At 71.1% G+C, this 13,952-nt stretch carries 10 protein-coding genes and 1 pseudogene; 3 read left to right on the forward strand and 8 right to left on the reverse strand.

The annotated features are described in order from the left end of the window. Nucleotides 1-15 precede the first annotated feature (15 nt). Nucleotides 16-873 (forward strand): SDR family oxidoreductase, encoded by an 858-nt coding sequence (locus ACXKR8_RS39485; RefSeq protein ID WP_458269324.1) that lies wholly within the window; start codon nt 16-18, stop codon nt 871-873. A 710-nt stretch (nt 874-1,583) separates the two neighbouring features. Continuing rightward, nucleotides 1,584-3,289, forward strand: a pseudogene (locus ACXKR8_RS39490) (lysylphosphatidylglycerol synthase transmembrane domain-containing protein). 30 nt (nt 3,290-3,319) lie between these two features. Here ACXKR8_RS39490 and ACXKR8_RS39495 read toward each other — a convergent pair. Beyond that, nucleotides 3,320-3,679, reverse strand: a complete 360-nt coding sequence (locus ACXKR8_RS39495) for a hypothetical protein (RefSeq protein WP_458269326.1) — start codon at nt 3,677-3,679, stop codon at nt 3,320-3,322. Between the two features lie 131 nt (nt 3,680-3,810). Here ACXKR8_RS39495 and ACXKR8_RS39500 point away from each other — a divergent pair, with 131 nt between their 5' ends. Then, on the forward strand, nt 3,811-4,539 hold the full coding sequence (locus ACXKR8_RS39500) for a GntR family transcriptional regulator (protein WP_458269327.1): 729 nt from the start codon (nt 3,811-3,813) through the stop codon (nt 4,537-4,539). 17 nt (nt 4,540-4,556) lie between these two features. On the opposite strand, the gene ACXKR8_RS39505 is transcribed toward ACXKR8_RS39500, so the two are convergent. The 7 genes from ACXKR8_RS39505 to ACXKR8_RS39535 are packed head-to-tail and all read right to left on the reverse strand — an operon-like array spanning nt 4,557 to nt 13,590. After that, the gene (locus ACXKR8_RS39505; RefSeq protein ID WP_458269328.1) at nt 4,557-6,482 is read right to left on the reverse strand and encodes a primary-amine oxidase; all 1,926 of its coding nucleotides are present in this window, start codon (nt 6,480-6,482) and stop codon (nt 4,557-4,559) included. Then, the gene (locus tag ACXKR8_RS39510) at nt 6,479-7,978 is read right to left on the reverse strand and encodes an APC family permease (protein WP_458269329.1); all 1,500 of its coding nucleotides are present in this window, start codon (nt 7,976-7,978) and stop codon (nt 6,479-6,481) included. Before ACXKR8_RS39510 ends, ACXKR8_RS39505 begins: the two co-directional genes overlap by 4 nt. Before the next feature lie 43 nt (nt 7,979-8,021). Next, nucleotides 8,022-9,482, reverse strand: coding sequence for an aldehyde dehydrogenase family protein (locus ACXKR8_RS39515; protein WP_458269330.1), 1,461 nt, complete (start codon nt 9,480-9,482; stop codon nt 8,022-8,024). 42 nt (nt 9,483-9,524) lie between these two features. Continuing rightward, nucleotides 9,525-10,373, reverse strand: coding sequence for a carbohydrate ABC transporter permease (locus ACXKR8_RS39520; RefSeq protein WP_458269331.1), 849 nt, complete (start codon nt 10,371-10,373; stop codon nt 9,525-9,527). Nucleotides 10,374-10,375: 2 nt separating this feature from the next. Beyond that, nucleotides 10,376-11,344, reverse strand: coding sequence for a carbohydrate ABC transporter permease (locus ACXKR8_RS39525; RefSeq protein WP_458269332.1), 969 nt, complete (start codon nt 11,342-11,344; stop codon nt 10,376-10,378). A 3-nt stretch (nt 11,345-11,347) separates the two neighbouring features. Further along, nucleotides 11,348-12,670: an extracellular solute-binding protein gene (locus ACXKR8_RS39530; protein ID WP_458269333.1), complete on the reverse strand. Its 1,323-nt coding sequence runs from the start codon at nt 12,668-12,670 to the stop codon at nt 11,348-11,350. Further along, nucleotides 12,667-13,590 carry an N-acetylglucosamine kinase gene (locus ACXKR8_RS39535; RefSeq protein WP_458269334.1) on the reverse strand — a complete coding sequence of 308 codons (924 nt, stop codon included), beginning with the start codon at nt 13,588-13,590 and terminating at the stop codon, nt 12,667-12,669. The genes ACXKR8_RS39530 and ACXKR8_RS39535 overlap by 4 nt, the downstream gene beginning before the upstream one ends. Between the last annotated feature and the right edge of the window lie 362 nt (nt 13,591-13,952).

The raw sequence follows: 13,952 nt of genomic DNA on the forward strand, positions 1-13,952 counted from the left end.
ATCGGAATAGCTCTCATGACCATCCTTGTCACCGCCGCCACCGGCCAGCTCGGCCGCCTCGTCGTCGACAGCCTGCTGGAAAAGGTCCCGGCCGACCAGATCGCGGTGGCGGTGCGCAGCCCCGAGAAGGCCGCCGACCTCGCCGCGCTCGGCGTGGACGTACGCCGGGCCGACTACGCGGAGCCGGAGACCCTGAAGGCGGCACTGGCCGGGGTGGACCGGCTGCTGCTGGTCTCCGGCACCGACATGGGCGCCCGGGTCGGCCAGCACCGGGCCGTGATCGAGGCCGCGAAGGAGGCCGGCGTGGGCCTGATCGTCTACACCAGCATCCTCGGGGCCGACGACGCGACCTTCGGCCTGGCCGACGACCACAAGGCCACCGAGGCGGCGCTGCGCGGCTCCGGTGTCCCCTTCGCCCTGCTCCGCAACGGCTGGTACACCGAGAACTACACCGCCCAGATCGGCACCTTCCTGCAGTTCGGCGCGGTCACCGGCAGCAGCGGCGACGGCCGGGTCGCCAGCGCCGCCCGCCGTGACTACGCCGACGCCGCCGCAGTGGTGCTGACCACCGAGGGCCACGACAACGCGGTGTACGAGCTCAGCGGCGACACCGCCTGGAGCTTCAGCGAGTTGGCCGCCGAGGTGGCCGCGCAGTCCGGCAAGCCGGTGGTCTACCACGATGTGCCCGCCGACCAGCATGTGCAGATCCTGCTCGGCGCGGGACTGCCCGAGCCGGTGGCCCGGATGCTGGTCGACGTGGACGCCGGCATCGGCCGCGGCGAACTGGCCGCCACCCCCGGCGACCTCTCCCGGCTGATCGGCCGCCCCACCGCCCCGCTGGCCGACTCGGTGCGGTCGGCGCTGGCAGGCTGACCGGTCCGGTCGCAGCTGGTGCCCCGGTACTCCGGTACTCCGGTACGAGGGGGTACGGGAGACTGATTCCCGTGATCACAGCAGCGACCGGTGAGCAGCACGACCGAATAGGCCCCGGCGAGCTGCTGCTCGCCGTCCGGGCCCGGCGGCCCGAGGCGCTGATCCGCTGCGTCCTCGGGCTGCTGCTGCTCGCCCCGCTGCTGCTGTTGGCCGGGACGGCCGCCCACACCGCGGCTCCTTCCCCCGCACCGACCTCCGCGACGCCGTTCGGCGTAGTGGCGGCCGTGGCGCTGGCCGCCCTGCTGCTCCTGCCGGTGGCGTTCACCGTCCGGGGGCTGCTGCGGCGGGACGGGCGGCGGCTCGCCGACGGGGCCTTCGCCGCGGCGGCCGCCTGTGCGGCGGCCTTCGCGGCCAACCGCTGGCTGGTCGGCCCGGGCCCGGTCCCGGTGCCGCCGGGCGTGCTGCTGACGGCCCCGGTGCTGGCCCTGATGACCGCGGCCGGGGTGGGTCGGATCCCGCGCTGGCGGGTCTGGCTGGCCGGCGCCGTGCTGCTGGAGCTGCTGTCGGCGCTGACAGTACGTCATATCAGTGGTGTCGCCCTGCTGATCCCGCCGCTGATCGGCTGGACCGTGGCGCATGCCGCCACCTACGCGCTCGGCTCACCCAATGAACGCCCCTCCCTGGAAGGCCTCTTCGGGAGTCTGCGGCAGATGGGCTTCGCCCCGGAGGCCGCGTTCCGCACCGACGGCCGACCCGACGACCGGCAGGGCCACCGCTATCTGGTCCACCAGGCGGACGGGCAACCGCCGTTGGACGTCCTGCTGCTGGACCGCGAGCAGTCCGCGTCCGGCTTTCTGCACCAGGTCTGGCAGCGGCTGCGGCTGCGGACCGCCCCGCGCCGCCGCAGCCCGCTGTCGCTGCACGCCGCGCTCCAGCGCGAGGCCCTGCTCTGCTACGCCGCCCAGGCCGCCGGAGCCCGCACCCGCAATCTGCTCGCCACCGCGGAACTCGGCCCGGACGCGGCCGTCGCCGTCTATCAGCCGCTGACCGGACGCACCTGGGACCAGCTCGCCGACGAGGAACTGACGGATCGTCTCCTCGCCGACATCTGCCAGCAGGTGCGATTGCTGAACATCCGTCAGCTGGCCCATCGTCAGCTGGTCCCGACCTCGCTGCTGCTGGACCATGAGCACGGCGCGGTCCATCTGCTCGACCTCGGCAACGGCGACATCGCGGCGGGCGACCTCGCGCTGCGGCTCGACCTCGCCCAGCTGCTGACCACCCTGGCGCTGCGGGTCGGCCCGGCCCGCGCGGTCGCCGCGGCGGTCGCCGTGCTCGGCCCGGACCAGGTCGGCTCGGCCGTACCGCTGCTCCAGCCGCTGGCGCTGTCGCGGGCCACCCGGGCCACGCCCGAGCTGCTGACCCAGCTCCGGGACGAGATCCTACGCGCCAGGCCGCAGGCCCCGGTCGAGCCGGTACGGCTGCAGCGGCTGCGGGCCGGGACCCTGGTCACCCTGTTCGGCAGCGCCATCGCCGGGTACTCGCTGCTGCTCCAGCTCTTCGCGCGGAACGCCAACCCGATCGCCGCCCTGGCCCGGGCCCAGTCCGGGTGGGTGGCCCTGGCGGCGGTCGCGGCGGGGGCTGGCTTCGTCGCCGCGACGATGAGCTTCGTGGGCTTCGTCCCCGAGCGGCTGAATCTGCGTCAGGCCGGGCTGGTGCAGGTGGCGGGCTCGTTCGTGAACCTGGTGACGCCCAGCGGGGTCGGCGGGATGGCGATCAACACCCGCTTTCTGCAGCGGGCGGGCATCCAGCCGCGGCAGGCGATCGCCAGCGTCGGCACCAGCCAGGTGGTGGGCCTGGTATTGCACCTCCTGCTGGTGCTGGTGTTCGGCTATCTGGCCAGCACCCGCTACACCTCCTCGCTCTCGGTCTCTCCCGGACTGCTCACCGGGCTGTTGGCCGCCGCCGTGCTGCTGCTGGTCGCGACCGCCGTCCCCCGGTCCGCCGCTGGCTCGCCGCGAAGCTGCAGCCGCTGTTCACCGGGGTGGTGCCGCGGCTGCTCGACCTGCTCCAGCACCCCGGCCGGCTGGTCGTCGGCGTGGTCGGCCAGCTCGGCGTCTCGCTGGCCTCCGCGGCCGCCCTCTCCCTCTGCGCCCGGGCCTTCGGCCAGCATCCGGGCTTCGCCGCGGTGGCCGTCGCCAATCTGGTCGGCGGCGCCATCGGCGCGGCGATCCCCACCCCGGGCGGTGTCGGCGGGGTGGAGACGGCGCTGCCGCTGGCCCTGGAGCAGACCACCGGGATGGCGGCAGCCGCCGCCGTCCCGGTGGTGCTGCTGTACCGGCTGCTGACCTTCTGGCTCCCGGTCCTCCCCGGCTGGCTCGCCTTCCTCTGGCTCCAGCGCCGCCGGGCGATCTGAGGCCGACCTGCACACGGGGGCCGTCGACCATCAGTCGGGCAGGGGCGTTCTGTGCCGGTTCCCGGTGAGGGCGACGCGGATGAGGAGGCCGCCCCCGAGCACGATCATGGCGGAGCCGACCGCGATGGCGGGCGGACTCCCGGCGTGCTGGGCCGCGTTCTCGGCGGCCATGGCGTCGTAGTTGGATCTCGGCTTCCCTCCGGTGTCGACCGGTATCCCGCCGTCCCAACACACGTCGCCCGGGTACATCACGTCCGAACCGCACATCACCGGCCCGCTGGTGGGGAGGCCGATGAAGAGGAGGGCGAGGATGCCGACCGCCATGAGCAGCAGGCAGCCGCCGATCTTGTGCGAGTGAAGGGGATCCGCCACGCGGTCGCGCTGGGACATCACATGCCTCCTCGAAAGTCGCACCGGCCCTGCTGATCGGCCGTCACACTATCGTAGGGATTGTTCAACAATCCAACAAGATGCCTACCGGTAGAGTGTGGTCTTTCGTTCAACAATTCAGAGGGGGAAGCGTGGACGGCAGCGGTTCCGGGGCCTGGGTCGCGGGTCTGGAGCAGGACAGGGCCTCGCTCGGGCGCGGCAGCATCGCCGAGAGGGTGGCCGGCGTTCTACGGGACCGGGTGTCCCGGGGACTCGTCCCGCCCGGAGCCCGGCTCTCGGAGGAGGCCATCGGCGCCGCTCTCGGCGTGTCCCGCAACACCCTGCGCGAGGCCTTCCGGCTCCTGGCCCACGAACGCCTGCTCGTGCACGAGTTGAACCGCGGTGTCTTCGTGCGGACCCTGACCAGGGATGATGTCGTGGAGCTGTACCGGCTGCGCCGCCTTGTCGAGGGAGCCGCCGTGCGTGAGCTGGCCGGCGCCCCCGAGCAGGCGATCGCGGCGGTGCGCAGGGCCGTCGAGGACGGCGAGCAGGCCGCGGCCGACCGGTACTGGCCGGACGTCGCCAGTGCCGACCTGCGCTTCCACCAGGGCATCGTGCAGTTGGCCGGTTCGCCGCGGCTGGAGGAGTTGATGCTCCGCGTCCACGCCGAACTGCGCCTGGCCTTCCATGCCATGGACAACCCGCGCCGGTTCCACGAACCGTACCTGGTCCGCAACCGTGAGCTGCTGACAGCCCTGGAGTCCAGGAGCACCCAGCAGGCCGAGCTGCTCCTCTCGGCCTACCTCGCGGACGCGGAAAGACAGTTGCTACGCGCCTTCGACGACCTGCCGATCCCGCCGAAGGCCGGCGAGGCGTCCTGATCCGAGTCCTGAGCCCGCTACTCGCTGCCGTGGCAGTGGCTGGCCCCACCCCCCGTCGAGGCCGGGACGTCCAGGGTCGGGTTGCGGTCGAAGAAGCCGGAGGGCTTCAGGGTGAAGCCGCAGCGGTCGACCGGCATCACCGGCCAGTCCTCCGGGCGGGGGAAGTGGGTCGGTCCGAAGGTGTGCCAGAGCACCAGGTCGGTGTCGGTGAGCGGGTGGTCGGCGGCAACGAAGGCGGGCAGTCCCGCGCCACCGGGGTGCTGGTTGACGAGGTCACCGGCCGAATAGCGCTGGTCCGGGTCGTACTTGGTGACCCACAGGTGCTTGGTGGCGAAGCCGGCCCGGCCGTAGAGCGAGGAGGAGGGGTCGGCCAGCAGCGTCGGGTTGGGCTGCGGGTGGAGGGTGTAGCCGACCGGCTGGCCGAGCCCGTTCCTGGAACCGGAGTTGACCACACGCCAGACCCGGCCCCGGTCGGGGGCGTTCAGCCGGGCCGCCGACGACTCCCGCTCCAGCGGGGTGATGGTGCGGGTCAGCGCATTGCCGTAGGGGTTGTCCGGGCCGACCGGGCAGCCGTGCACGTCGATCTCCTCGACCGAGTTCTCGGTGCCGTCCACGGTCATGTCCAGCCGGGCGCTGAACAGGTGCTGGTGGCCCGGACCGCCGAGGCCGGGCGCGACCTCGGTGGCATAGGGCCAGTCCTCGCCCCGGTAGGCGGAGGTGAACAGGATGCCGGTGAGCTTGATCTCCAGCTCGATGGTGCCGTCCAGGTAGAAGTACCAGTAGAAGCCGTAGTCGTAGTTGCCGACGGTGGAGAAGAAGGAGACCACCAGACGCCGCTGCCGCCGGGTCTGGGCCGAGCCGTTGAAGATGTCGGTGTGCTTCCAGAGGATCCCGGCGTCCTCCTCGTGGATGCAGACCGCGTTGCCGATGGTCTGCGGCAGCCCGTTGTCGTCGGCCACGGTGGCGTCCAGGTAGCGGATCTCGCCGAGGCAGTCGCAGCCCAGCTCAAGGGAGTTGGCGAGGCGGCCGACCAGGTACTCGCCGCTGTCGAAGTAGTTCTGCCAGTAGCGGGTCGGGCCCGGGTCGCCGTAGGGGACGACCATCTCCGGCACCGAGGCGCGGTAGATGATCGGACGGCGGCGGCCGCCCTCGTCATAGGCGATCTGATGCAGGGTCAGTCCCTCGCGGGCGTCGAAGCCCACCCGCAGCGACCAGTTCTGCCACTCCAGCAGATTGCCGTCCAGGGTGAAGCTGGGGCCCTCCGGCTGGGTGATCTCGATCGGCTTGAGCCCGGTCCTGGCCGGTCCGCTGACCTCGGCGCGGTTGTAGTCGCCCGAGGTGGCCGGGATCGGCAGGTCGAGTTCGTCGACCAGCTTGAAGACCCGGCCCTCGACCAGGTCGACATAGGCCGCCACCCCGTCGATCGGGTGCGCCCAGGCCAGATCCTGGTCGTCGGTCTGCAGGAAGGCCAGCACCCGGACCATCCGCCGGCCCTGCTCGTCCGGCTCGTCGTAGGAGCCGGCGGTGAGCGGGCAGGCCCGGATCCTGCTGACGTCGGCCAGCCCGCGCTTGGCCATCGCCTCGCACCAGCCCTGGTCGGCGTGGACGATCTCCTCCGCCCGGGCGAAGTCCTGCATCAGGATCGGGACCTGACCGTCCGTCAAGGCGTCCAGCACCCGCTGCGAGCTGATCGTCCGGTCGGCCAGCGACACCACCACGTCCTGCGAGGCGCCGGTGACCACGTCGATCAGCAGGGCGCGCAGCGAGCGGCGCAGCGGTGCGCCCGGCAGGTGCGCCAGCACCTCGCCCTTGGGCTGCTCCTCCAGCCCGAAGTAGGCGAAGCGGGTGTTCGGGCCGAGCAGGCCGTGCTGGTCGAGCACCGCCCTGCCCGTGGCGAACTCCTCGGCCGAGGCCGGGTCGAGCGGATGGGGACGTGCGGTCATGTGAGGTCTCCTTGCAGGACGGCGGGCTCGGCCTGGGGGGCGTCGTCGTCGGCGACCAGTGAGCCGATCCGGTCGGCCAGCCCGGGGTCGCGGCTGACCAGGATCCGGGCGTAGCCGACCGAGACCAGCACGAGGGCCAGCGAGGCCCAGGGGAACCAGCTGTAGGGGGCGTCCTGGCCGGACTTGGCCAGGTAGTACAGCGGCACGATGATCACCAGCGCGCCCAGCCCCGGCAGCACGGCGTGGCGGACGACGGAGAACTCCTGCGGGCGGTGCCGGCGGTAGTAGACCGGCAGCGAGATATTGGTGAAGAGGTAGACCACCAGGATCGGAATGGTGCCCATGGTCCCGGACTCGGCGAAGAAGGTGATCGCGTCCAGGTGCCCGGTGGAGCCGCCGATCAGATGGCCCAGGGCCCAGCCGCCGAGGACGACCATGGAGATCGCCACGAACAGCACGGTGGCGTTCACCGGTGTGCGACGGGTCGGGTGGACCTGGCCCACCCAGCGCGGCAGCAGGCCCTCCCGGCCGGAGTTGAAGAGCAGTCTGGCCTGGGCGTTCACGCCCGCGATCAGGGCGCCGAGGGTGGAGGTGAGCCCGGCCAGGAAGGCGAAGAAGGCCAGCACCCCGAGGGTGTTGTCGGCCACGGTGATGAACGGGATGTCGGCCCCGGCGAGGGTGTCCACGTTGTAGCCGAAGCCGGTGACCGTGGCGTAGGCGAAGAGCAGGTAGCTGACCACCATGATGGCGATGGAGAAGAACACCGCCCGCGGCACGTTGCGGCGCGGGTCGCCGGTCTCCTCGGCCAGTGCGGCCGAGTTCTCCCACCCGATGAACAGGTAGATCGCGAGCGGGAACCCGGCGGCGAGGCCGGAGAAGCCGTTGTGGATGTGGGAGGGCTCGAACGGGGTGAGCGACAGGTGTCCGGAGTGCTGGATGATCACCGCGACCGAGACCACCACCAGCACCAGCATCTCGAAGGCGAAGAAGAACCCGGCGAGCTTGGTGGAGATGGCCACGCCGCGGGTCATCACCAGGACGGCGAGGCCGGTGAGGACGACGGTGAGGATGCCCCAGGGCACGGTGGTGTGGGTGTAGTGCTCGATGGTGATGGAGAGGAAGCCGCCGGAGATCGCGATGATCGAGGACATGGCGATGATGTAGCCGATGACCGCGACCAGCGCGGTGGTGACCGCGCTGGTCGGGCCGAGGCTGCGGCCGATGTAGGTGATGAAGCCGCCGGTGGACGGCAGGGCCTTGCAGAACTCGGAGAGGGTGTTGCCCAGCAGCGCGATGGCGACGCCGGCCACCAGGATGGTCAGCGGCGAGGCGATGCCGGCGGTGACGGCCAGGAAGGCGAAGCCGAAGAAGAAGCTCATGGCCGGGCCGATGTTGGCCATGGTGGCGGCGGCGATGTCGACCAGGCCGAGGGCGCCTCGGCGCAGCCGGTTGTCCTGCTCGGGGACGGGTCTCGGTGCTTCGGTGTTGTCGGTCATGGCGAGTTGACTCCCTGTCAGTTAGGGCTGTCAGTACCGGGGGTCAGTACGGGTAGTGCGCGGGGCCGTCCGTCACCGTGCGCCAGCGGCGTTCGGTGAACTCCTCCAGGTTGGCGTCGCCGCCGGAGCGGCCGCCGAGGCCGGAGGCCCCGATCCCGCCGAACGGGGCCAGTGCCTCGTCCTGCGGGGTGGCGTCGTTGACGTGCGTCATGGCGCTGTTCAGCCGCCGGGCCACCGCCGAGGCCCGGTGCGCGTCCGCGCCGAGCACCGAGCAGACCAGCCCGTACCGGGTGTCGTTGGCGAGCGCGACCGCTTCCTCCACCCCGTCGACCACGGCGATCGGCGCGATCGGGGCGAAGACCTCCTCGGTCCACAGCGCGGAGGAGGGGTCCACGTCCACGACCACGGTGGGACGGAAGAACAGACCGTTGTTGGTGCCGCCGGTGAGCACCCGGGCGCCGGCCGCGACGGCCTCGCCGAGCATGTCCCGGGCCCGGGCCAGCTGGACCTCGTTGATCATCGGCCCCAGGCCGACCTGCTGCCGGAAGGTGTCGCCGACGGTGATCGCCGCCGCCCGGTCGGTGAGGTTGCGCAGATAGGCGTCGGCGACCGCGCGGTCGACGATGTGCCGTCCGGCGCTGATGCAGGTCTGGCCCTGGTAGTGGAAGCTGGACCAGGCGCCGATGATCGCGGCCTGGTCCACGTCCGCGTCGTCCAGCACCAGCAGGGCGTTGTTGCCGCCCAGTTCCAGCGAGGTCTTCTTGAGCAGGCCGCCCGCGGTGCGCGCGATCTCCCGGCCGACCTTGGTGGAGCCGGTGAAGTGGACCATCGCCACCTCCGGGTGCTCGACCAGCCGGCGGCCGACCTCCTCGCCGCCCGGCAGCACCTGGAGGATCCCGGGCGGGGCCCCGGCCTCGGCGAAGAGTTCGGCGATGGCCAGCCCGCCGCAGACCGGGGTCTCCGGGGAGGGCTTGAGCAGCACCGCGTTGCCCAGGGCCAGCGCCGGGGCGATCACTCGCATGCCCAGCACCAGCGGGAAGTTCCACGGCGTCAGCGCCGCGACCACGCCCACCGGCACCCGCTCGGACAGCGAGACCCGTCCGGCGTGGCCGGTCTGCAGGATCTCGCCGATCGGACGGGAGGCCAGCGCCGCCGCCTCGATCAGTTCGCTCGCGGCGGCGCCGATCTCGTAGTCGGCCTTGCCGCCGATGCTGCCGGTCTCCCGGACGATCAGGTCCCGGATGGTGTCCGACCGTTGCAGCGCGTCGGCGACCCGGCGCAGCACCGCCGCCCGCTCCTGGTAGCCGCGTGCGGCCCACTCCCGCTGCGCGGTAGCGGCGGAGGCCGCGGCGGCGTCCACGTCCGCCAGGTCGGCGCTGCCGGCCGTGGCGAACACCTCGTTCGAGCCCTTGTCCCGGACGCCGAGGGTGCGACCGCCCTGCGGGGGACGGAACGCCCCGTCCACAAAGATGGCACCTGACCAGCGGGGTTCCTGCTTTTCCACGATCGGCTCCTCTGTCCTTCTGGGGTCCTTCTGGGGGTGGGGTCAGCCCTTCACGGCGCCGGCCGAGAGGCCGCCGACGACGAAGCGCTGGAAGGCGATGGCGAGCAGTACGGGTGGCGCCGAGGCGATCAGGCCGCCGGCCGCGACCAGGCCGAAGTCGGTGCTGTAGCGGCCGGTGAAGTCGGCGATGGCGACCGGGATGGTCTTGGCCGCCGGGGTGGAGGTGAAGATCAGGGCGTAGAGGAACTCGTCCCAGGACAGCAGGAAGGCGAACATCAGGGTGGCGAAGATCCCCGGCCGGGCGCTGGGCAGGATCACTCGGAACAGTGCTCCCATCCGAGAGCACCCGTCCACCCGTGCGGCCTCCTCCAACTCCGGGGGGATGCTGAGGAAGTAGTTGCTGAGGATCCACAGCACGAACGGTGTGACGTAGGAGCAGTAGACGACGATCAGGCCGAGGTCGCTGTCCAGCAGTCCGAGCGCGCTCATGGTCAGGTAGAGCGGCACCAGCAGCGCGATCGGCGGCAGCATGTAGGTGGTGAGGAAGACCATCATGGTGAACCGGCGGAACCGGAACCGCAGCATCGCGAAGGCGTAGGCGCCGAAGATGCCCACCCCCATCGAGATGGCGGTGGTGCCGACCGCGACGATGGTCGAGTTGACGACGGACTGCCGGAAGGCGGCGGCCACGTCCTGGCCCTTGGCCTGGAGGATGTCGCTGTAGCGGCTGAAGTCCAGGTGGCTGGGGATCCAGTGGTATGGGCGGGCGGCCAGCGCGGTCGGCGGGGTGACGCTGGCGACCGCCATCCACAGGAACGGCGCCAGGATCACCACCGCGACCAGCACCGCCGCGACATGGATGAAGACCCGGTACCGCCTGCTGCTTCGCATGGTCACATCAAACTCATCTCATTGCGGCGGAGCGTCCGCAGGTAGACCGCGGAGAGCAGCAGGATGCAGACGACGATCACGTCCGCCAGCGCCGAGCCGTAGCCGAAGCGCTGGTCCGAGAAGGCCTGGACGTAGGTGAAGTAGGCGATCGTCTGGGTGCCGTTGGCGGGGCCTCCGCCGGTCAGGATGTAGACCAGGTCGAAGACCTTGAAGGCGTCGATGGTGCGCAGCACGATCACCACCGACACGCTGGGCAGCAGCAGCGGCGCGGTGATCGACCAGAAGGTGCGGATCGGCCCGGCCCCGTCCACCCGGGCGCTCTCGTGCACCTCTTCCGGGACCGACTGCAGCCCGGTGAGCAGGAAGAAGGCAACCAGCGGTGTGGTCTTCCAGACGTCGGCCAGGACCAGCATATTGAGCGCGCTGGTCGGGGTGCCGAGCCAGGAGTGGTAGTCGGGGATGAGGTGAAGCTGCGTCAGAAGTGCGTTCAGGAAGCCGTACTGGGCGTTCAGCACGCCGCGCCACATGGCTCCGTTGACCACCGTGGGCAGCGCCCAGGGCAGCACCACGATGGCGCGGAAGAGCCAGCGGCCGCGCAGCGGGGCGTTCATCAGCAGGGCCAGGCCCATGCCCAGGGCGAGTTCCAGGGCGGTGGAGGCGAGGGTGAAGTAGAGGGTGCGGCCGATGGTGGACCAGAAGTCGGCGCTGCTGAAGATCTCGGTGTAGTTGTGGAGGCCGACGAAGGGGGTGCTGGTGGCGACCGCGCTGTTGACGTCGAAGAACGAGATCAGCACGGTGCGCAGGACCGGGTAGACGATGATGCCGAAGACGACGACCGTGGCGGGGAGCAGGAGCAGCAGCGCCAGCCGGCCCTGCGAGCTGGGCTTCCGCCGCTGCTTCTGTTTCCTTCGCTGCGTGGAGTGCGGCTCCGGTCCCGGGTGGTCGGCGGCTCGCAGTCGGGTCTCCGCCAAGGTTCAGCCCGCCATCAGCGGGGTCGCGTTCTTCACCGCGTCGTCCAGGGCGGCCTGGGCGGTCTTCTTGCCCAGCAGCGCGTTCTGCAGCTCCACCTGGATGATCTTCGATATCCCGTTGTAGTTCACCACCTGCGGCCGGACGATCAGGTCGTCCAGCTGCTTGGCGGCCGCGGCGAAGATCTCCGGCGAGCCCTGCACCACCGCGGGGGAGGTGTAGGAGGCCTTCCAGATCGGCAGCGCGTCCTTGGCGTAGGGGTCGAGCACCGGCTCGCTGGTGAGCCACTCGATGTACTTCCAGGCGGCGTCCTGGTTCTTGCTGCCGGCCGAGACCGACAGCGCCATCGCGCCGTTGACGCCGGGGCGCTTGCCGCCGGGTCCGGCCGGGGTCTGCAGCACCTCGATCTGGCCGACCACCTTGGAGTTGGCCGGGGTGTTGGAGGAGCCCAGGTAGTAGGTCCAGTTGATGCCCATCGCGGCCTGGCCGTTGTTGAGCGTCTTCTCGACGTCCTGCTCCAGGAAGGTGGTGGAGGCGGGGTTGGTGAGGCCGTCCACGATGGTCTGCCGCATCCAGGCCAGGGCCTCCACCGCGCCGCCCTGGTTCAGCGCCAGCTTGCCGGAGCCGTCCAGGAAGCTGCCGCCGAAGGCGCCGACCAGCTGGGTGTAGTCGCACATGATCGCCTCGGCCTGGGACCAGCTCCAGGCCAGCGGGTACTTCACCGCCCCGGACTTCTTCAGGGTGCGGGCGGCGGCCAGCACCCCGGCCCAGGTGTCCAGGGTGGCCGGGTCCACCCCGGCCTTGGTGAGCATCGCCTTGTTGTAGTAGAAGAACTTGGTGTCCAGGCCCCAGGGGACGCCGTACTGCTTCTTGTCGTACTCGGCGGTGGCGAGCGCGCCGCCGAGCATGGTGGTCTGCCAGTCGGCGGGGTAGCGGGCGGTGAGGTCGGCGACGATGCCCTTGGCCCCGAACTCGGCCGGCCAGATCACGTCGATCAGCACCACGTCGTAGGTGCCCGCGGCGGCGGCGGTGACGATCTTGTCGTGCAGCGCCTCGTAGGCCACGAAGACCGGGGCGATCTTGATGTCGGGGTTCTTCTTCAGGAACCCGGCCGTCATCGCGGTGACATCGGTGGTGCTGTAGCCGGCCTGCTGCATGAACAGCACATTGAGGGTGCCGGCCCCGCTGCCGGTGCTGCCCTTCTTCGCGGTGGCGCCGGTGACGCTGCAGGCGGAGAGAGCGGCCGTGGCGCCGACGGCGAGGCCGCCGAGCAGGACCTGGCGGCGACTGGTGAGGGCGGTCTGGAAGGGTCTGGGTGCGGTGCTCATGGTGCTGCCTCCGGAGTGAGGGGTTCGGCGGGCAGGGCTGCGGCGAGGGCGAGGGCGCCCAGCACCGGCGGGCGGTCGACGACGTCCACCGACAGCTCGGGGGAGGTTCGGTGAAGAACCGTCAGAAAACGTCGGTGCAGTCGTGGTTGTGCGGCGATGACGGCGCCGCCGGCCACCACCCGGTCGGCGCTGACCCCGCGGGCGAGCAACTGCTGGACCAGCTGGGCCAGATGGGCCCCGGCCCGGTCGATCACCCGTAGCGCGACCGGTGAGCCCTCGTCGGCGGCGGCGAAGACCTCCCCGGCGTGGCTGCCCCAGATGTCGGCGGAGCTGTCCAGGCTGAGCGCCATCGCCAGTTCGGGGCCGTCGCCGGCGCCGAGGCTGCCGAGGAGGCGGACGGTGAGCCGGTCCCCGGTGCGGTCCGCGTCCAGCTCGGCCAGCACCGCGCGGACCGCCTCGCGGACGATGCCGGAGGCCCCGCCCTCGTCGCCGAGGATCCAGCCCCAGCCGCCCGCGGTCAGCAGCCGCTGCCGGGCGTCCCTGGCCACGGCGATCGCGCCGGTCCCGGAGACCACCCCGATCCCCCCGGCCACCCCCATCGACCAGGGCATCAGCTCCGCGTCGTTGACCACCCGGACCGGTCCCGCGGTGTGCCGCGCCAGTGCCCGTTCCAGGACCAGGCACTGCTCGGTGCTGTCGCAGCCGTGCGCGCCGACGGCCAGCGGCCGCCGCAGGGCGTCCTCGCCGAAGGCGTCACGGAGCAGCGCGGCCAGCGCGGCGGCGTCCGTCTCCGGGGAGCGGGTGCGCCAGCCGGTGGTGCGGATGATCTGCTCGCTGACGACGACGCCGTCCCGCGCGGTGGCGAGATGGGTCTTAGTGGCTCCGACATCGATACCGAGGACAGAGAAAGCTTGACTCATAGGATCTGTCACCGAACTCTCCGCCGACAGATGTCGGCGCTGACGGGCTATCCTTGGCGAAGCGAGCCAGCTGAGGAAGCCTGGGCGTTCGTTAGGTTAACGAACCCATGGGGTCGTCACAAGGTCGGCAACGTAACTTTGCGGTTACTGCGGTCACTGCGGTCCTGCGTTCGGACAGCGGTGCGGGACAGGGATGCAGGACAGGAATGGAGACAGCCCGATGAGCGGCTATGAACTGCCGGACAGCGCCCGCGGCGTGCTGCGCACCCTCGCCGTCGGCGGGGCGGCGACCAGACCCGCGCTCGGTGAGGCGCTGGGGCTGTCCAAGGTCACCATGTCGGCGGCGATGTCCGAACTGCTGA

The sequence above is a fragment of the Streptacidiphilus sp. PAMC 29251 genome, assembly GCF_054208735.2.